Genomic DNA, 18,121 nt, shown 5'->3' with positions numbered 1-18,121 from the left:
CCAGTCGTCAGAGGACGACGACCAGCACGACCGTCAGGACCGAAGCCAGGAGAAGAACCGACGTTCCGACGCCGGCACGGATATACAGCCGCGAGGGTGCGCCGCCGTCGGTCTGTGGCTGTTGGTCGCCCCAAGACGGACGGAACGACTCGGGCAGATATCGGGAGGCTCGAAGCACGGCAAGTGTCGGATTACCACCGACCCAGTATGCCGACTGGACCAGCCGAACAGCCACGCGGTCGACGGCCGCGTACAGCTCGGTCACGCCGACGATGAGCACCCGACCGCCGTAGAAGAACGCGCGGTTGTAGACGGCGTCGATATCTGGCACTCTGCCGATGTGATGCAGCGGGCCGCGTAACACGGCAAAGCCAATCAAGCCGAGTAGCCCAAGGCCGACACCCTCGGCGATGTGTGGGACTGTGAACGTGGTGTACTCGTAGGCCTCGGCCTCTACTGGGAGAATGTCGAACAGCAGCCCCGGCACGAGTCCGAACGCGACACAGAGGCCCGCGACCGACACCATCGCAACGCTCTGGCCGATATTGGCGTCTTTGACCGTGCCGCTGTACTCGCCTTCGAGGAAGGCGAAATACCCGAGTTTGATGAACGAGAGGAAGGTTCCGACGCCACCGAGCAAGAGGAGATACCACAGTGCTTCGAGCTCTTTTTTGTCGGCGGCACCGATAATCATCCCCTTTGAGACGAATCCGTTGAAGCCCGGGAAGCCGGCGATAGACAGCGCGGCGACAGCGAATGTAATCGCAGTCAGGGGCATGTGCCGTCCGAGGCCGCCGATGTGGTCGAGACTCTCCTTACCGGTCCGGTAGATGATGACACCGACAGTCATGAAGAGCAGTCCCTTGTAGAGGATGTGGTTGAACACGTGCCCGAACGCGCCGGCGGTCGCCAGTTCGTGGTAGTATTTGCCTCCGTGGCCGATTGCCGCCCCACCGAGTCCCACGCCGGCGACCATGTAGCCGACCTGTGACTGGATGTGATAGGAGAGCAGACGGCGCATATCCGACTGAAGTAGGGCCGCGAATGCCCCGAAAACAGCCATCGCGCCACCCATGTAGGCAATCCAGAGGTGACCGTCGGGGAACGCCCGATACATGCCGTAGACACCCGTCTTCGTGGTGAACACACAGAGGAATACACTCGCCGCGAAGTGCGGACTCGGATAGGTGTCGGGGAGCCAGGCGTGCAACCCGACGAAGCCGACGTTGACGCCGATGCCGGTCGCGGCCAGCGCCGCAGGGACGCCCGCGGTGATGCCGCTGCCGGTGAAGGCGACGGTCCCGACCTCGGCGTAGTGCCAGACGATAGCGGCGAGGAAGAGACTGCCGCCGATACCGTGCAAGACGGCGTACCGGAATCCAGACCGGACTGCAGCGCCGCCGTAGTACCAGACCAACAGCGTGCTGGTGACGGCCATCAGCTCCCAGAAGAAGATGAGCGTCAACCAGTCACCGGCATAGACTGCGCCGAGGCTGGTCCCCACGTAGGAGAGGGCAATCGCGGTCTGGCGGCCGTCTGCCTCGCTGGCATAGGAGTAAAGCACTGCCGCCGCGCCGATGAACCCGAATATCAGGCCCATCAGCCGCGAGAATGGGTCGACGTTGTAGACGACCGCGTCGAAGACGCCGAACAGGTCGACATCGATGTAGGTTCCTTCGGGTACCACCCAGGCGAGGACGGCGACTGCGCCGGTCGCGAGGACGCCGACCGCGTGGCCGGGTCGACGGGGTAACACTGCCGCGAGCACGGCCGCAATCAGCACGATAGCGAACGGAGGCGCGAACTCGTAGGCCATCAGGCGGTCACCCCCTCAACGACACTCTCAATAAGGTCGAGAAAGACCGCCTCGAACGGCACGACACCGAGAACGACCGCGCCGGTAGCGACGACGAGAATCGGGGCGAGCATCGCCCACGACCCTTCAGCGCCGGTCCAGCCGACGCGGTCCCAGCCGCCCGGTCCCGGGCCGCCGTGGTGGTCGCCGTGTTCATCGTCGTGGTCGGTCTCTTCGCCGCCGTCCGGAAGCGCCTCTTCGCCGCCGTCGGTTGCCGCCTGCCGGCCGAAGCGTCCGCCAAACGGTCCCTCGACGAGGGGCTTTGCGTCGGCATCCTCGTGTGACTCGAAGAATGCGCCGTAGACGATGGGCCAGAAGTAGGCGATGTTGAGCACACCGGAGATGAGCAAGACGACGGCAAACACCGGCTGGCTGGCCTCGACAGCCCCAATCAGAATGAACCACTTGCTGACGAAGCCAGCCACGAGCGGAATCCCGGCCATGCCGGCGGAAGCAACGGCGAAGGCGGTCATCGTTAATGGCATCCGCTTTCCGATACCGTCCATCTCGCTGATGTAGTCGGTGTGGGTCTCGACGTGGATGATGCCGGCACAAAAGAACAGGGTGAGCTTCATGAATGCATGTGCCGGAATGTGCAACAGCCCACCCCTGATGACGTTCTCCAGGCCGGCACCGGCGACCGCCGCCGGGCCGACGAGCCCCAGGCCGAGCACGATATACGAAAGCTGGCTGATTGTCGAGTACGCCAGCCGGCGCTTGAGCCGGTCGGCCCGGAGCGCGATGATGCTCGCGACGGTCAGCGTGACCGCGGCGAGGATAGCCAGCACGATACCGACGCCCAGGTCGCCGACGAGTTCGGGGTTGTAGACTTCCAGCACGAGGCGGGCGATACCGAAGACGCCGCTTTTGACGACCGCGACGGCGTGCAACAGCCCCGAGACGGGGGTCGGCGCAACCATCGCGTCCGGAAGCCAGGAGTGGACCGGCATCAGGGCGGCCTTGACGCCGAAGCCGGCCGCCAACAGACCGAACGCCGCCCGTGCCAGCGCGGTGTTGGCCTCCGCGAGGTGGGCTGCGGTCTCGCCGAACTGGGTCGTCCCGGCCATCGCAAAGACCAGTGCGGTCCCAGACAACACGAGCAGACCGCCGCCGAAGAAGGTGTACGCGAGGTACTTCCGGCCGGCCGTCCGTGCTTCCTCTGTCTCGTCGTGCGCGACCAGCGGATAGGTGGCGACAGAGAGCAGCTCGTAGAAGACGAAAATCGTCAGCAGGTTCTCGGCGAATGCGACGCCGACAGCCGTCGAGAGACTGGCGGCAAATGCCGCGAAAAAGCGCGTCTGGTTGTGCTCGGAGAGTCCGCGCATGTAGCCGGCGGCATAGAATGCCGTGAAAATCCACAGGAAGCTCGCGAGCAGGGCGAATATCATTCCCAGCGCGTCGGCCCGCAGCGAAAATTCGATTCCAAAGACGAACTCGCCGAGCGAGGCCCGGTACTCCGTGCCGTCGAGCACGCCCGGGACCATACTTGCGATGATACCGAACTTCGTCAGCGCAGCGAGCACGGACCACGACTCGCGGACGTTCGGGTAGCGATGCGACGCGAGAATCAAGACGACCGCGACCGCCGAGACGAGCACGGCAGCGAGCGGTCGGATGTCGGTGACGACTGCTTCTGTCATGGGTGTACCTCCGGCGACGACTCCTGAATCGCTTCGACCAGTGGGGCCATTGCGTCTGTCAGTTCAGCGCCTGCGAACCCGAGCGCTACGGCCAGTACCGCCGCGAGCACAGCCACAGCAACCATACCGTAGGAAGGCGACCCGCTCCCGTCTGCGGCGACCTGCTCGGGAGCCTCGGTAGTCTCGGGGGACGGGGTGAAATACAGCCGTTCGACCAATCTCGCCACGTACAGCAGGGTCAACAGCGTGCTCGCGAAAATGACGGCGACCAGCGGCCACAGCTCGGCCTCGACGGCCGCGAGCCCGATGTACCACTTGCCGACGAAACCGACCGCCGGCGGCACGCCGACGAGACTGAACCCGAGCACCGCGATACTCCCCGAGAGGAACGGCCGCTGTTTGGCGAGGCCAGCAAACTCACCGACGTACTGCGCGCCGGTGCCCGACCGCAGTGCACCGACGGCTGCGAACAGCCCTCCTTTGATGACCGCGTGACCGATGAGGTGGACGACAACGCCGTAGACCGCGAACTGTGTCGCCTGGTCGGAGGCGGCGGGATGGACGGCGGTTCCGATAGCCATCACGATGAGCCCGAACTGTGCAACTGAGGAGTACGCGAACACGCGCTTGACCCGCCGTTGCATCGCCGCCAGGAGGCTCCCAGCTACGACGCTGACTGACGCAATCACCAGGAGGGCCTCGACCGCTCGTGGATTGGCGGCGAAGAAATCGGGCGAGAAGACAGTCCATGTGATACGAGCGAGCGCGTAGGCTGTGGTCGTCGAGACGAGCGCCGAGATGAGCACCGTCACCGAGTCGGGGGACTCAGAGTAAGCGTCTGGCTGCCAGGTATGCAGCGGGAAAATCGCCGCCTTCGTTGCCAGCCCGACGGCGATAAACCCGAAGCTAGCGGCGACCAGCGGTTCGCTGTACAGGGCTCCTTCGACCCAGTTCGGCTCGCCGGCAAGCACGCGTGCGACATCGACCATATTGAGTGTCCCGGTCCGGACGAACAGGTAGCCGACCCCGATGAGATACATCGAGGCGCCGGTGGTCCCGATGATGAGATACTTCAGCGCGGCGACCGTCGATGCCCCCGAGCGGTCACTGGCGACCAGTGCGTAGGTCATCAGCCCGACAATCTCGAGGAAGACAAAGAGGTTGAACAGGTCGCCGGTCAACACCAGCCCCATCAGCCCGCCGGTCAGCAGGAGGTACGTGCTGTAGAAGGGATTCCGACGCGGCCCTGCACGCCGGGCGTACGCGAGCACAGCGAGGGCAACGAGTGCGACCAGCACCACGAGCAATCCGGAGAGCGCGTCGGCGACCAGCTCGATGCCGACGATGAATCCTTCGGTGTCGGAGCCGCCAATCGTGACCTCCTTGCGCCCGAAGGTCTCGCCGCCGAGAACGTGGACAACCCGGGATTCGCCGATGTAGACGGCGTACCCGAGCCAGGCCGCGAGCACCGCTTCGACCGAGAGCGCGCCAACAGCGACCGGCCAGCCGACCTGCTGTCGGAACAACCCGAGGACGACCGGAAGCGCTGCCGCGAGTATCGGGACCACAATCAGCAGGACGGGAAGCAACTCCTCAGTCATCGGCCCGCACCTCCCTGAGCGTCTCCTCGTCGAGTGTCCCGTACTCGCCGTAGATACGGATTATCAGCGCCAGCCCCACCGCGGTCAGGGCCACGCCGACGACGATTGCGGTCAGCACGATGACCTGTGGGAGCGGGCTTGCGTACGGGTCGTAGGCAACTGCCTTCTTCGGGATAATCGGTGCCTGTCCGCTCTCGCCGCCAATCTCTCCCAGGTAGGCTGTCGAGACGAAAAACAGGAAGATGGCGGACTGGAACAGGTTCAGCCCGATAATCTTCTTGACGAGATCCGAGCTGGCAACTACCATGTACAAGCCGATTACGAGCAACAGCGCGAACAGCAGATACGTGTACTGGTTCGTCAGGATATCCGTCACCAGCGGTGTCCCGGTGCTGACGGCAGCGAGAAGCTCACTCATCGTTCGACACCTCCTCGGAGGGTGGCTCCTGCATCGCACCCGCAGCGAGCAGGAAGAAGAGTCCGACGATGACGCCTGCGACGATAGGGGCGACGCCGGCAATCTCGATGGCTTCGAGGCCGTACTTCACCTCGATGCCGAGATCTGTCTTGTAGCGTTCGTATTCGAGGAAGTTCCCTCCGAGCAACATCGGTACGAGACCGACCATCGCGAAGGCTGTGACACCGCCTGCGGCCAGTCCGACCACGGTCCGGTTCCGTATCCAGTCCCGGGTCGGCTCGATACCGAAGGCGAACGCAATCATCAGGACAGTTGCGCCGACGATAGCCCCACCCTGGAAGCTGCCGCCCGGCGAGCCAGAGCCATGAAAGACCAGAAAGAGCCCGTAGGTGAAGGCAAACGGCGCGATGATGCGGACGGTCACCATAATAATCTGGCTCTCGATGTACGTCGAGCCAGCGTCACCCAGTGGGCTCTCATCGGCGTTACTCACGGGTGAACACCTCCCGGTGGAGGACCGTGAGTGTGGCGATACCGGCGGCGAAGACGACGACGGCCTCGCCGAAGGTATCGAACCCACGGTAGCCAGCCAGCACGGCCGAAACCGCGTTCTCGACGTGGGTGTCGGCGTAGGCGTTCTCGATGTAGTACTGCGTGACTGCCGGGTTGTCCCAGACCGGAGCATCCGACGCGCCGACGGCAGGGAACTCGCTCAGCGTCGACGCGAGCACGAGAAACAGCGCGCCAAAGACGACCAGCGCCGGCACGTTTGGCCGTTCGAACCGCGTCTCTAGGTCCGGCCGGCTCGTCTTGACCAGCGCCAGCAACAACAACAGTGTGGTCACGCCAGCACCGATTGCGGCCTCGGTCATCGCCACGTCGGGCGCGAGCAGGAAGGCATAGAACAGCGCCATCCCCAGGCTGTAGGCGGCAAAGACCACGATAACCGCGAGTATGTCTCGCAGGAGTGCGGTTGCGACCGCTGTCGTCAGGATGAACGCGAACAGTACTGCCTCGAATGCGGATATCATTCTCTGTCACCTCCGTCGGTTTCGACGTTCGAATCACGGTAGAGTTCCTCGTCGGTCCGGTCGTCGTCGGTCGTCCACGGCTCGATACCCTCTTCTTCGGCGGCCCGCGCAATCGCGTGGGCGGCTGTCGGATTGGTGATGAAGATGAAAAACAACAGCAACACTGTCTTGTACGAGCCGGTTTCGAGGCCCAGCGCGAGCGCGACGGCCGCGAGAGTGAAGCCAGCACCCAGCGTATCCGCCTGCGAGGCGGTGTGTGCCCGCGAGTAGATGTCGGGCAGACGCAACACGCCCGCCGTCGAGACGAACGTAAAGAACAGGCCGAGGCCGACCAACACCAGAATGGCCACACTCTGTGCGTCGACCATCAGAGCACACCTCCCTGCTCGACGGTGAACTTCGAGATGGCGACCGACATCAGGAAGTTCAACAGCGCGTAGACGAGCGCAATGTCGAGAAGCGACGGCTCACCCAGTGCCGCCCCGAGCAACGCGAGAATGACCACGGTATTCGTTCCGAGGACGTTCACCGCGAGCACACGGTCCTGTGTCGTCGGTCCCTTGAGGGCGCGATACAACAGTGCGACCGCCAACAGCATAAACAGCGCTGCCGCAATCAGGAACGCGTCGGTCACGAGGTCGCCGGAGTTGGGAATCATTGCTGTTCACCTCCGTCGGTCTCGACAGTGTCTGCTGTTGCTGTCTCGTCATCGGGAGATTGGAGAATTTCGGTATCTCCTCGTTCCCGGGGGCTCGGCATGTTCATCGCGCTCCGACCGTAGAACACGAACCGAACCGCACTTTCGAGCCCGCCGTCGAACAGTCCCTCGCGGGGGCCGGGCACGAGCGTGTGTACGGTCAGGGTTCGCCCCTCGACGCGGACGGTAAGCGTCCCCGGCGTGAGGGTGATGCTGTTTGCGAGCGTCGTCACCGGGACACTCCCCCAGACAGCGGCGTTCACCCGCGTGAGCCGGGGTTCGATTGGTAGCCGCGGGTCGAGTATCACGGCTGCGACCTGGATGTTCGCTTTGAGTATCTCGGCAAACAGGTACGGCACGTAGACGACCATCCGCAGCAGCCGACGGAGCGAGGTGGTCGACGGGTTGTGGGTGAACGTGATGCGGGCGAGGCTCACACCGACGATAGTCGCCGAAACCGCCCCGGTCACGAGGTCGAATGCGGTGAATGTGCCGCCAAGAATCTGGTAGAAGACAAACGAGACAAACGCCAGTGTACCAGCCTGTAGTGGTGTCGACCGTAAGACGAGCGGACGGCGACGGACCTGCCGTTGGACCGGTGCCTCCTCGACAGGAACGTCAGTCAGTCGTGTCAGCTCGACTTCGAGGGGTCGAAGGAGCGGCGACCCGATACCGGGGTCGTACTCCGGGTCGAGAACGACACGGTCGATGTCGTTTTCGGCCGCCGCTTCGGCCAGTGCAGCCCCCACGTCGCTGGGACTGAAGAGATATCTGTCGGCCCCAATCTGGTCGGTCTCGACAGTCAGTTCACCGGTGTGGTCACCAGTGTCTTCCTCAGCCCAGACGGTGATGCGGTCGAGCAACCCGGTAATCGTCTCGACATCTGTCTCTGTCTCGTCGCTTAATCTATCATCTGACACCTCGGGCGAGTGGACATAGACGAACCGAACGTACCCGTCACCGTCGCTGTCAAGTGCGGTTCTGACGGCGTACTCGACTGTCTGACGCAGCGTCGAGGACGTGGCGACGGGGACAAGCAGTCGACTATCCGACACCGGCCTGGCACCTCTGTTGACGAAGTGATAGGTCTCGCATGGAAGCAGCTCGTTGTCTGGACTGCGTGGGGGCGGACGAAAACGATTTCGTTTCGGAGCGTCGGAGTCAGCGGGAGGACTCTCGCCGTCGGTGGACGACGCCCTGCATGTCGACGGTGGTTTCGACGAACTCGGTGACCGCATCCGCGGTTTCATCGTCGCCGAGGACGACGGGATTTTGACTCGTACGGACTGCCGGGTCGAGCGGAATCGACCCGAGGAACGGCATATCTGTTTCTTCGGCGAACGTTTCGCCGCCGCCGGAGCCGAAAATGTCGTGACGGCCGCCGCAGTCCGGACAGACGAACGTCGACATGTTCTCGACGATACCGAGGACGGGGGTCTCGTGTTCGCCGAACATCTCCATCCCTCGTTCTGCGTCATCGAGTGCGACCGCTTGGGGAGTCGTCACGATGACCGCGCCCGAGACGGGGATGCTCTGGAGCATCGTCAGCTGGGTGTCGCCGGTCCCAGGGGGGAGGTCGACGACCATGTAATCGAGGCTACCGCCACGCCCCCAGTCGACATCCTCCCAGAGCTGGGTGAGAACCTTGTGGACCATCGGCCCACGCCAGATAGCCGGGGCGCTCTCGCCGAGCAGGAACTCCATGCTCATAATCTCGACGCCGTGGGCGACCGGCGGGAGCATTGTCTCGTCCTCGGTGACCTGTGGCTGTTCGTCGGTCCCCATCATCTGGGGGACGTTCGGACCGTACACGTCGGCGTCGAACAGCCCGACCCGTGCGCCGAGGTCGGCGAGGCCGGCCGCTAGATTCGCCGCGACGGTACTTTTGCCGACGCCGCCTTTGCCCGAGGCGACGGCGATAATGTTCTTGACGTTCGGGAGCACCGTCTCCTCGGGGTCGACGCCTCTGTCGACCGCCGCCGTCAGGTCGATTTCGTAGCCGCTATCGTCCAGCTTGTCGCGAACGCGGCCCGCTATCGACGTCTCTGTTGGCGAGTAGGGCGCACCGAGCCCGAGCGTCACTCGGATTGTCTCGGCCTCGTCGTCGACGGTTACCTCCCGGACCAGTCCAAGTGTGACGATATCGTCGCCCAGATGTGGGTCCTCCACCGCTCGAAGGCGCTCTCGAATCTCGTCGGACGTCATCATGGACGGCACTCAGGTCGGTCCAGCGAAAAGGATTTCCATGCTAGACGGTCTCGACGCCCCGAAACTCGAAGCGTGCGCCGCCGGCATCGCTCTCGGTCGCTGTGACACACCAGCCGTGCGCCTCGGCTATTCGAGAGACGATTGCCAGGCCAAAGCCAGTCCCCTCGTCCCGGGTCGAGAAATCCGTGTCGAACGCTCGCTCGCGAGCCTCCGGCGGTAGGCCATCGCCGTCGTCTTCGACGTAGAACCCGCCGCCGAGGAGGCCGACAGTAACCGTGACGTCTTCACCGCCGTGCTCGATTGCGTTTCGAAACAGGTTCTCTATGAGTTGCTGGAGGCGGGTGTCGTCTGCCTCGATTCGTGCACTCTTCGAGACCGACAGCGTCGCGTCCGCCGTCTCGACGTTCTGCCAGCAGGCGGTGGCAATATGCTCTATGTCGACCGGAGCAGGGTCTGTTATTGTCTCGCCCATGCGCGCGAGAGAGAGGAGATCATCGGTCAGTGTCTCGATGCGGTCGATGGATTCGGCGACGGCACCGAGATGGTCGCTGTCGACCTCGTCTCTGGCCAGATCGAGGCGGAGCTTTGCCACGTTTAGCGGGTTTCGGATATCGTGGCTGACGATGCTGGCGAACTGGTCGAGACGCTCGTTCTCTCGTCTGAGCCTGTCTCGTTGCTCGCGGAGGCGCTCTTCCTGGTCGAGACGAACCAGCGCCTCCCGGACGTGTCCCACCAGCAGCTCGACCAGTTCGAGGTCGCGCCCGTCGAAGGAATCTGGGTCTCTGGCGGTTGCTTGGAAGACCCCGAAGTCCTCGATTGGTACCGTAATCGCAGACTCGAACTCGCCGACGGGGTCGGCTGCCGGGTTGTTGCTGCCGTCGTTGACGAGGTACGACTCGCCGGTCCGGTACGCCTTGCCGGCGATTCCGGCATCTTCGACCGGCGACTCTTCGTACTCTGTCAACTCTGAGGAGGTCGCCCGGGCGACGAGACGGCCGTCTTCGACGCTATCGACGATACAGAGGTCCAAATCGAGAATCCCCTCTGTCGCCTCGACCATCAGCTCGTAGACTTCCTGCTTGCTCTCACAGCCGGCAATCTCGACGCCAATCTCGTGGAGCTGTGTAATCTGCTCTTGGTGTTGTTTCACTCTGCGTTCGTGGCGCTTTCGTTCCGTAATATCCGAGATGACGACCTGCGCCGCCGGCTCTCCACCGAAGGTGACTGGGACGACAGACCCGCGTCCGTATCGCGTGTTGCCGTCGATATCGATGAACTCGTGTTCGGCGAACTCGGCGGGTGTCCGTTCCTCTAGAGCCTCCTCGAGGCGGCTGTACGCGACATCACTCTCGGGGACGAACGTCGAGACAGCTTCTCCAATCAGGTCGCTCTCTTTGTCTGCGCCGAAGGTATCGACGGCGTGGCTGTTCACGTACCGTATCTCGTGGTCGTTCCCGACGACCAACAGCGGGACCGGGGTCCGCTCGACCAGCATTCGGTACTCCTGTGTTCGCTCCTTGACACGCTGTCGGGCCTCGCTCGCACCGACTGCGTTCATCACCCGGTTCGCCAGGAGGTCGTACTGGTTCCCGATTCGTTCCTTCCGGAAGTAGTCTGTCGCGCCCGCGGAGATTGCTTCGCTTGCGACGGCCTCGCTTCCCTTCCCGGTGAAAATAATAAAGGGCAGGTCAGGATGGTCTGCTCGCACCGATTCGAGAAACTCGATACCGTCAATCCCGGGGAGCTTGTAGTCGCTAACGACGCAGTCGATTGGCTGGTCGTCTAACTGTGCCAGCCCCTCTTCGGCGTCGACTGCCTGTACCGTCTCGAATGCGTCGAACTCGCGACCGATGAACTCCGCCGTCAGCTCGGTAAACTCTGGGTCGTCGTCTACGTGTAACAGACAAATCGCGTCGGTCACTACCAACGCATTTGTCTCGTATCACATAAAAATAGCCGGTCCGACGCGGATTTTCCCACCCATCTTTATCGAGACGACACAGACCCACCGGGTGATTGACGAGCGATTCGTTGTGTTTAAATACTCGCGGGGGAGACAGTGTAGTAGAATCGTGTAGGGGTGCGCTTCCCCGAGTCCATGCCGTGGGCGCAAGTAAGGCAGCGTGACAAACGCGAGTTCCGCGTGTCGTGGTAGCCAAGTGGCCCAAGGCGCATGGTTGCTAACCATGTGGCGTAATGCCTCCGGGGTTCGAATCCCCGCCACGACGTGCATCACACCGACTCACACATGAGTGAACAACAACCAGAGAACGCGGAGGAGGACGACGACATTCGTTACTTCGTCCGCATCGGACAGAGCGACCTTGACGGGACCAAATCGGTCGAACGGTCCCTGACAGAGCTCGAAGGTATCGGACACCGTGCGGCGCGAGTGATTACCGACAAGGCCGGCGTCGACCGAACCGCCACCTTCGGAGCACTCGACGACGACACGATTGACGAGATTGTCGACCTCGTAGAAGGATTTGCCGACGAGGTTCCGGAGTGGCTCGCCAACCACCGGAACGACTTCTTCGAAGGTGAGACCACCCACGAGATCGGCAACGAACTCCAGCTGACGCGCCAGCAGGACATCAACCGCATGAAGATGATCGACTCCTACAAAGGCGTTCGACACAAGCGCGGCCAGAAAGTCCGCGGACAGCGGACCAAGTCCACGGGCCGTACCGAGGGCACTATCGGCGTCAACGTCGAGGCCATCAAGGAGGAAGCTGCAGAGGACGGAGGTGAAGAATAATGGCACTCGGAAACAACACGACGTTCTACGAGACGCCGAACCATCCCTACCAGGACGAGCGTATTGCCGAGGAGTCCGGTCTGCTCGGCAAATACGGTCTCAAGAACAAGGAAGAGCTCTGGCGAGCAGAGTCCGAGCTGCGTCAGTACCGCCGTGAGGCACGGAACGCACTCGGCGGGGCCGGCGGTGACGAAAGCGTCGCCGAGGCCGAACACTCCGAGTTCGTGGCTCGCCTCCAGCGACTCGGCATCCTCGACGAGCAGGAGTCACTGGCGGACGTGCTGTCACTCGACGTGACCGACATCCTGGAGCGCCGCCTTCAGACGGTCATCTACCGGAACGGGCTGGCAAACAGCATCGGTCAGGCGCGACAGTTCATCTCACACGGTCACATCACCGTCGACGGCTCGCGCGTTCAGCGACCGTCCTACAAGGTGTACGTCAGCGAGGAGGGTGCCGTCGCCTTCGACGAGACCTCACCGCTGAGCGACGACCTTCACCCGGAACGAGGGGAGGACCAATAAATGGCAGACGAAGACAGTATCTGGGGCATTGCCCACGTGCACGCATCGTTCAACAATACCATCATCACCATCACGGACCAGACCGGTGCCGAGACGCTGGCCAAATCCAGCGGCGGAACCGTCGTCAAGCAGAACCGTGACGAGGCCTCGCCCTATGCCGCGATGCAGATGGCCGAGGAAGTCGCCGAGAACGTCCTCAACCAGGGCGTCGAAGGCGTCCACGTCCGCGTTCGCGGTCCGGGCGGCAACCAGCAGACCAACCCCGGACCGGGCGCACAGGCGACGATTCGCGCGCTGGCCCGCGCCGGGCTGGAAATCGGCCGCATCGAAGACGTGACCCCGATTCCACACGATGGTACCCGCGGTCCAAAGAACGCGGGCTTCTAATCATGTCCGACTACGAGGTCCAGTTCGTCGAGCGGAGTGAACGGCACGCACGGTTTGTCGTGCGACCGGTCACGCCGGCGTTCGCCAACGGCATCCGACGGGCGATGATCGCCGACGTGCCGACGTTCAGCATCGATACCGTTCGAGTCGTCGAGAACTCGAGCGTCATGTTCGACGAACAGATCGGCCTCCGGCTCGGACTTGTGCCACTGACGACGCCACCTGGCGAGTTCGAAATCGGTGACGAGGTTACGCTTTCCCTCGACGTGTCTGGTCCCGACACCGCGTACTCGGGCGATATCGTCTCCAGCGACGAGATGGTCTCTGCCGCCGACGATAATATCCCGATTATCGACCTCAAAGAGGGTCAGCGACTGGAGTTCGAGGCCGACGCGGTACTCGATACCGGCCGCGAACACGCCAAACACCAGGGCGGCGTGGCGGTCGGCTACCGACACCTCCAAACCGTCGAGGTCACCGGCGACAAAAGTGAGTTCGATGACGGCGATCCCCAGATTCTCCGGGGCGTCATCGAGGAGCAGGCCGCAGAACACGCCGACGCCGACGTCGAGAACGGCGACCTCGTGGCGACAGAGTCTTTCGACAACGACCTCACCAACCGCTACCCCGAGAAAGAACTCGCCGTCCACGACGTACAAGACGCATTCGTCTTCGACGTCGAGACAGATGGCTCGTTCAGTGTCGACGAACTCGTTCGAGAGGCCGCCGGCACGCTCGAATCACGGGCGGCGGAACTCAAAGAGACGGTACAGCTATAACGATGACACGACTCCCTCACACACCCAGCACACGCAAGCGCGTGCAGCCATCGGCCCGTCGGGTCGCGCTGGAGAGCGGCGCGGACCGGCAGACCGAAACGGGTTTGTGGGGGGCAGACCAACTAACAGACGCGAGCAGGGATAGCCAAGTCAGGCCAACGGCGCAGCGTTCAGGGCGCTGTCCCGTAGGGGTCCGCAGGTTCAAATCCTGCTCCCTGCATTTTTCAGGAGGTAGGTTATGAGCAAGACAAACCCGAGACTCAACAGTCTCATCGCCGACCTGAAGTCGGCTGCCCGGAACTCCGGCAGCGACGTCTGGGAAGACGTTGCCGAGCGACTGGAGAAGCCGCGGCGGACGCACGCAGAGGTCAACCTGGGCCGCATCGAGCGGTACGCACAGGAGGACGAAACAGTCGTTGTGCCGGGGAAAGTGCTCGGCAGCGGTGCCCTCAGCAAGGAGGTCACTGTTGCCGCAGTCGACTTTTCGGGCACTGCGCAGACAAAAATCGACCAGGTCGGTGAGACAATGAAACTCGAACAGATACTCGAAAACAATCCGGAAGCAGCGAACGTACGGGTGATCCGATGAGCGTCGCCGAATTCGAGGCAGACCTCGTCGTTGACGCCCGTGACTGTATCATGGGCCGTGTCGCCTCACAGGTCGCCGAACGCGCGCTCGATGGCGAACGCATTGCAGTCGTCAACGCCGAGCAAGCGGTCATCACCGGCCGTGAGGAAGACACCATGGAGACTTACACCAAGCGCCGCGAGCTTGGCTCCGACAGCGGACCGTACTACCCGAAACGGCCGGACCGCATCTTCAAGCGAGCAGTGCGCGGCATGCTGCCGTACAAGAAGACACGCGGTCGTGAGGCCTTCGAGAACATCCGCATCTACGTCGGCAACCCGTATGACGAGGCGGAAGTGCTCGATGATACGTCACTGGACAGACTCTCGAACATCAAGTTCGTCTCGCTGGGAGACGTGAGCGAAGAACTCGGAGCGAACGTAACATGGTAACGAACACATCAGGCAAGAAGAAGACGGCAATCGCGCGAGCGACCGTCCGAGAAGGGACCGGTAAGGTCCGCATCAACGGACGGCCGGTCGAGCTGTACGACCCGGAGTCGGCCCAGCTGAAGATTCTGGAGCCGTTCCGTGTCATCGACGACCCGCTTCGTGAGGACGTCGATATCGACATCTCCGTCGAAGGCGGCGGCGTGATGGGACAGGCTGACGCCGCACGGACGGCGATTGCCCGCGGTATCGTCCAACACACCAACGACGCCGAACTCCGTGACGCATACATGGAGTTCGACAGGTCACTTCTGGTCAACGATGTCCGCCAGCGCGAGGCCAAGAAGTGGGGCGGTCCCGGAGCACGCGCTCGCTACCAGAAATCCTATCGGTGATATTCCCATGATGGTACCAGTCCGGTGTTTCACGTGTGGGACGGTCGTCGGTGAACACTGGGAAGAGTTTAAGCACCGTACGCGAGAGGCCAGCGACCCCGAAGACCCAGAGAAGGTGCTCGACGAGCTCGGAGTCGAACGGCACTGCTGTCGGCGCATGCTGGTCTCGCATAAAGACCTCGTCGACATCGTGGCACCCTATCAATAATGAAACCAGATAACCGCTACGAGAAGGCTCGTATCATCGGCGCACGAGCCCTGCAGGTGGCCTACGGCGCACCGGTGCTCGTCGACACCGAGCAGACGGAGCCGATTCTCATCGCCGCCGAGGAGTACGACGCGAACGTTCTCCCCTTCACTGTGCGGCGAGGTGACCGCGCGTGACACTCGTCACGGACGTCCGCCTGCGGCGGGTGCTCGACTCCCGCGGCAATCCGACTGTCGAGGCAGACGTTCGGACGGAGAGTGGTGGCTTCGGTCGAGCGAAGGCGCCATCAGGTGCAAGTACCGGCGAGTACGAAGCCATCGAGCTGCCGGTTGGCGAGGCGATTGCCAACGCACGCGAGATGGCGATTCCACGCCTCGTCGGCGACGTGTACGCCGGTAATCAGCGCGATATCGACGCGGCGTTGCACGCAGCCGACGGGACCGACGACTTCTCACAGATCGGCGCGAACAGTGCGGTCGCCATCTCGATGGCAGCCGCCAAAGCCGCTGCCGACGTGTTGGGTGCGCCACTGTTCCAGCACCTCGGCGGCACGTTCCGTGGCGACACGTTCCCGACACCGCTCGGGAACGTTGTCGGCGGCGGCGAACACGCCGCGGACGCGACCCACATCCAGGAGTTTCTCGCTGCACCAATCGGTGCACCATCGGTCGAGGAGGCGGTTTTCGCCAACGCGGCAGTCCATGCCGCAGTCGGTGACCTGCTCGACGAGCATGGGGTGGCCTGTGGGAAAGGCGACGAGGGTGCGTGGGCTCCCTCTATCGACGACTCCCGGGCGTTCGAACTTGTCGCGGAGGCAATCGAAACCGTCGAAGACGAGGTCGGCTTCGAGATCGGTCTCGGTCTCGATATCGCCGGCGCAGAGCTGTACGACGACGGCGTCTACCGGTACGGCGAGACCGTCCGAGATACAGACGAACAGATCGAATACGTCGCCGGGCTGGTCGACGAGTACGACTTGGTCTACGTCGAGGATCCCCTCGACGAGGACGACTTCGAGGGATACGTCGAACTCACCGAGCGCGTCGGCACGGAGACGCTGGTCTGTGGCGACGACCTCTTTGTCACCAACGTCGACCGCCTGGAGCGTGGTATCGAGATGGGGGCAGCGAACAGCATCCTCATCAAGCCAAACCAGATCGGCACGCTCTCGGATACAGTCGAAGCGGTCGAGCGTGCCCGACGGAACGGATACGACCCAGTCATCTCACACCGGAGTGGAGAGACGGAAGACACGACAATCGCCCACCTCGCCGTCGCCACGGACGCGCCGTTCATCAAGACGGGCGCGGTCGGCGGCGAGCGGACAGCGAAGCTGAACGAACTCATCAGGATTGAACACAACGCATGAGTGGAAACGAAAACGACGGTCTCGAGGAGTCCGAGGTTGACGCCGCCGAGGAGGCGGAGCAGGCCGAGGCCCCCGAGGCCGAGACGGAAGACGAACAGCCCGCCGCGGACGACGCGGCAGAACCAGACGAGGAGGAGAGCGCACTCGACGAGGACGTGATGTCCGACGAGGACGCTGACCTCCTCATCCCGGTCGAGGACTACCTCGGCTCCGGTGTCCACATCGGCACCCAGCAGAACACCGCGGACATGGAGCGGTTCATCCACCGCGTCCGGACCGATGGTCTCTACGTGCTGGACGTGTCGATGACCGACAGCCGGATTCGGACGGCAGCAAACTTCCTGTCGAACTACGACCCCGAACAGATGCTGGTCACCTCCTCGCGCCAGTACGGCCGGTTCCCGGCCGAGAAGTTCGCGGAGGCCGTTGGTGCTCGCGCCCGGACGGGTCGTTTCATCCCAGGCACGCTGACCAACCCCAAGTACGACGGCTACATCGAGCCGGACGTGCTCGTCGTTACAGACCCCATCGGCGACGCACAGGCAGTCAAGGAGGCCATCACGGTCGGCATCCCTGTCATCGCGATGTGTGACTCGAACAACACCACGAGCAACGTCGACCTCGTGGTGCCGACGAACAACAAGGGCCGCAAGGCGCTGTCGGTCGTCTACTGGCTGCTCGCCAACGAGACACTGGACCGCCGCGGTGCCGAGCCAGCCTACTCGCTCGAGGACTTCGAGAGCGACATTTGAGTCTCGCGTTTCGATTGACGTAACAGTAGTTGAAAGCACGCCTATTCTGTTCAGTAGTGCTGCCAAGCTCTGATTGGTATTAGAAGAAGGCTCAGAGAGACGAAATACGTTTGTCCACAAACAGAAAATACAACGGCTATAAGTTTCAACTTCGATTAAAAGCTTTTTAATCTGATGGTCACGGTGTGCGAGATGCCGGGGTACAGGAAGCGAGTCTTTTGATTTTACTAATACCTCAATAGTTGCTAGTGTAATCTCTTTACTCAGATTTCCTCTGAGCCTGAGCGAGCAATTCGTCAAGTAGGGCTGTGAACTAAACGCTAGGTATCCTGTCACTGATGAACAAGACTCAACGTGTGTGTATGATGCAGAGCCCGAAGTCAGCAGCCGGACTCGCTAATCTCGTATCAATCAAAGCATGTCTATCAGTTGGGCGAATGGCTCCCTCACCGAATCGGTGTGGGTGACAACCATAGGAGCCG

Annotated in this window: 22 protein-coding genes and 2 tRNA genes; 13 read left to right on the top strand and 11 right to left on the bottom strand. The window is 62.5% G+C overall.

Going from position 1 to position 18,121, the window contains the following annotated elements:
* Positions 1-7: 7 nt before the first annotated feature.
* The 11 genes from OSC37_RS04420 to OSC37_RS04370 all read right to left on the bottom strand — a co-directional run bounded on the left by OSC37_RS04420 (position 8) and on the right by OSC37_RS04370 (position 11,371).
* Positions 8-1,819: a Na(+)/H(+) antiporter subunit D gene (locus OSC37_RS04420; RefSeq protein WP_438267599.1), complete on the bottom strand. Its 1,812-nt coding sequence runs from the start codon at positions 1,817-1,819 to the stop codon at positions 8-10.
* Complete coding sequence (locus OSC37_RS04415; protein ID WP_267163393.1) at positions 1,816-3,495, bottom strand: proton-conducting transporter transmembrane domain-containing protein; 1,680 nt, start codon at positions 3,493-3,495, stop codon at positions 1,816-1,818. The genes OSC37_RS04420 and OSC37_RS04415 overlap by 4 nt, the downstream gene beginning before the upstream one ends.
* Positions 3,492-5,096 (bottom strand): proton-conducting transporter transmembrane domain-containing protein, encoded by a 1,605-nt coding sequence (locus OSC37_RS04410; protein ID WP_267163392.1) that lies wholly within the window; start codon positions 5,094-5,096, stop codon positions 3,492-3,494. Before OSC37_RS04410 ends, OSC37_RS04415 begins: the two co-directional genes overlap by 4 nt.
* Positions 5,089-5,514 (bottom strand): cation:proton antiporter subunit C, encoded by a 426-nt coding sequence (locus OSC37_RS04405; RefSeq protein WP_267163391.1) that lies wholly within the window; start codon positions 5,512-5,514, stop codon positions 5,089-5,091. The genes OSC37_RS04410 and OSC37_RS04405 overlap by 8 nt, the downstream gene beginning before the upstream one ends.
* On the bottom strand, positions 5,507-6,007 hold the full coding sequence (locus OSC37_RS04400) for an MnhB domain-containing protein (RefSeq protein ID WP_368409532.1): 501 nt from the start codon (positions 6,005-6,007) through the stop codon (positions 5,507-5,509). The genes OSC37_RS04405 and OSC37_RS04400 overlap by 8 nt, the downstream gene beginning before the upstream one ends.
* Positions 6,000-6,545, bottom strand: a complete 546-nt coding sequence (locus tag OSC37_RS04395; RefSeq protein ID WP_267163390.1) for a DUF4040 domain-containing protein — start codon at positions 6,543-6,545, stop codon at positions 6,000-6,002. The genes OSC37_RS04400 and OSC37_RS04395 overlap by 8 nt, the downstream gene beginning before the upstream one ends.
* Positions 6,542-6,913, bottom strand: a complete 372-nt coding sequence (gene mnhG / locus OSC37_RS04390) for a monovalent cation/H(+) antiporter subunit G (RefSeq protein WP_267163389.1) — start codon at positions 6,911-6,913, stop codon at positions 6,542-6,544. The genes OSC37_RS04395 and mnhG overlap by 4 nt, the downstream gene beginning before the upstream one ends.
* The gene (locus OSC37_RS04385) at positions 6,913-7,203 is read right to left on the bottom strand and encodes a cation:proton antiporter (protein ID WP_267163388.1); all 291 of its coding nucleotides are present in this window, start codon (positions 7,201-7,203) and stop codon (positions 6,913-6,915) included. Before OSC37_RS04385 ends, mnhG begins: the two co-directional genes overlap by 1 nt.
* Positions 7,200-8,297 carry a monovalent cation/H+ antiporter subunit E gene (locus OSC37_RS04380; RefSeq protein WP_267163387.1) on the bottom strand — a complete coding sequence of 366 codons (1,098 nt, stop codon included), beginning with the start codon at positions 8,295-8,297 and terminating at the stop codon, positions 7,200-7,202. Before OSC37_RS04380 ends, OSC37_RS04385 begins: the two co-directional genes overlap by 4 nt.
* 106 nt (positions 8,298-8,403) lie before the next feature.
* The gene (locus OSC37_RS04375; protein WP_267164151.1) at positions 8,404-9,447 is read right to left on the bottom strand and encodes an Mrp/NBP35 family ATP-binding protein; all 1,044 of its coding nucleotides are present in this window, start codon (positions 9,445-9,447) and stop codon (positions 8,404-8,406) included.
* A gap of 43 nt (positions 9,448-9,490) precedes the next feature.
* A complete protein-coding gene (locus OSC37_RS04370) occupies positions 9,491-11,371 on the bottom strand; it encodes a hybrid sensor histidine kinase/response regulator (protein ID WP_267163386.1) in 1,881 nt (626 codons plus the stop codon).
* 224 nt (positions 11,372-11,595) lie between these two features.
* Here OSC37_RS04370 and OSC37_RS04365 point away from each other — a divergent pair.
* The 13 genes from OSC37_RS04365 to rpsB all read left to right on the top strand — a co-directional run bounded on the left by OSC37_RS04365 (position 11,596) and on the right by rpsB (position 17,639).
* Positions 11,596-11,678, top strand: a tRNA-Ser gene (locus OSC37_RS04365).
* 20 nt (positions 11,679-11,698) lie between these two features.
* Positions 11,699-12,208 carry a 30S ribosomal protein S13 gene (locus OSC37_RS04360; protein WP_267163385.1) on the top strand — a complete coding sequence of 170 codons (510 nt, stop codon included), beginning with the start codon at positions 11,699-11,701 and terminating at the stop codon, positions 12,206-12,208.
* The gene (locus OSC37_RS04355) at positions 12,208-12,732 is read left to right on the top strand and encodes a 30S ribosomal protein S4 (RefSeq protein ID WP_267163384.1); all 525 of its coding nucleotides are present in this window, start codon (positions 12,208-12,210) and stop codon (positions 12,730-12,732) included. Before OSC37_RS04360 ends, OSC37_RS04355 begins: the two co-directional genes overlap by 1 nt.
* Positions 12,733-13,119 (top strand): 30S ribosomal protein S11, encoded by a 387-nt coding sequence (locus OSC37_RS04350; RefSeq protein ID WP_092699906.1) that lies wholly within the window; start codon positions 12,733-12,735, stop codon positions 13,117-13,119.
* Positions 13,119-13,898, top strand: a complete 780-nt coding sequence (locus OSC37_RS04345; protein ID WP_368409565.1) for a DNA-directed RNA polymerase subunit D — start codon at positions 13,119-13,121, stop codon at positions 13,896-13,898. The genes OSC37_RS04350 and OSC37_RS04345 overlap by 1 nt, the downstream gene beginning before the upstream one ends.
* 135 nt (positions 13,899-14,033) lie before the next feature.
* Positions 14,034-14,118: transfer RNA gene (locus tag OSC37_RS04340), tRNA-Leu, on the top strand.
* Between the two features lie 18 nt (positions 14,119-14,136).
* Positions 14,137-14,487, top strand: a complete 351-nt coding sequence (locus OSC37_RS04335; RefSeq protein ID WP_267163382.1) for a 50S ribosomal protein L18e — start codon at positions 14,137-14,139, stop codon at positions 14,485-14,487.
* Entirely contained in the window at positions 14,484-14,918 is a 435-nt protein-coding gene (locus OSC37_RS04330) for a 50S ribosomal protein L13 (RefSeq protein ID WP_267163381.1), read from the top strand. Before OSC37_RS04335 ends, OSC37_RS04330 begins: the two co-directional genes overlap by 4 nt.
* Entirely contained in the window at positions 14,912-15,310 is a 399-nt protein-coding gene (locus tag OSC37_RS04325) for a 30S ribosomal protein S9 (RefSeq protein ID WP_267163380.1), read from the top strand. The genes OSC37_RS04330 and OSC37_RS04325 overlap by 7 nt, the downstream gene beginning before the upstream one ends.
* A 7-nt stretch (positions 15,311-15,317) precedes the next feature.
* Entirely contained in the window at positions 15,318-15,518 is a 201-nt protein-coding gene (locus OSC37_RS04320) for a DNA-directed RNA polymerase subunit N (protein ID WP_267163379.1), read from the top strand.
* On the top strand, positions 15,518-15,694 hold the full coding sequence (locus OSC37_RS04315) for a DNA-directed RNA polymerase subunit K (protein ID WP_267163378.1): 177 nt from the start codon (positions 15,518-15,520) through the stop codon (positions 15,692-15,694). The genes OSC37_RS04320 and OSC37_RS04315 overlap by 1 nt, the downstream gene beginning before the upstream one ends.
* Entirely contained in the window at positions 15,691-16,887 is a 1,197-nt protein-coding gene (gene eno, locus OSC37_RS04310; RefSeq protein ID WP_267163377.1) for a phosphopyruvate hydratase, read from the top strand. The genes OSC37_RS04315 and eno overlap by 4 nt, the downstream gene beginning before the upstream one ends.
* The gene (gene rpsB, locus OSC37_RS04305; RefSeq protein ID WP_267163376.1) at positions 16,884-17,639 is read left to right on the top strand and encodes a 30S ribosomal protein S2; all 756 of its coding nucleotides are present in this window, start codon (positions 16,884-16,886) and stop codon (positions 17,637-17,639) included. Before eno ends, rpsB begins: the two co-directional genes overlap by 4 nt.
* Positions 17,640-18,121 lie beyond the last annotated feature (482 nt).

It is taken from the genome of Halovenus salina (assembly GCF_026410925.1).
GTDB classification, from domain to species: domain Archaea; phylum Halobacteriota; class Halobacteria; order Halobacteriales; family Haloarculaceae; genus Halovenus; species Halovenus salina.
The sequence above is the reverse complement of the archived record's forward strand: the minus strand, read 5'-3'. Positions and strand labels throughout refer to the sequence as shown.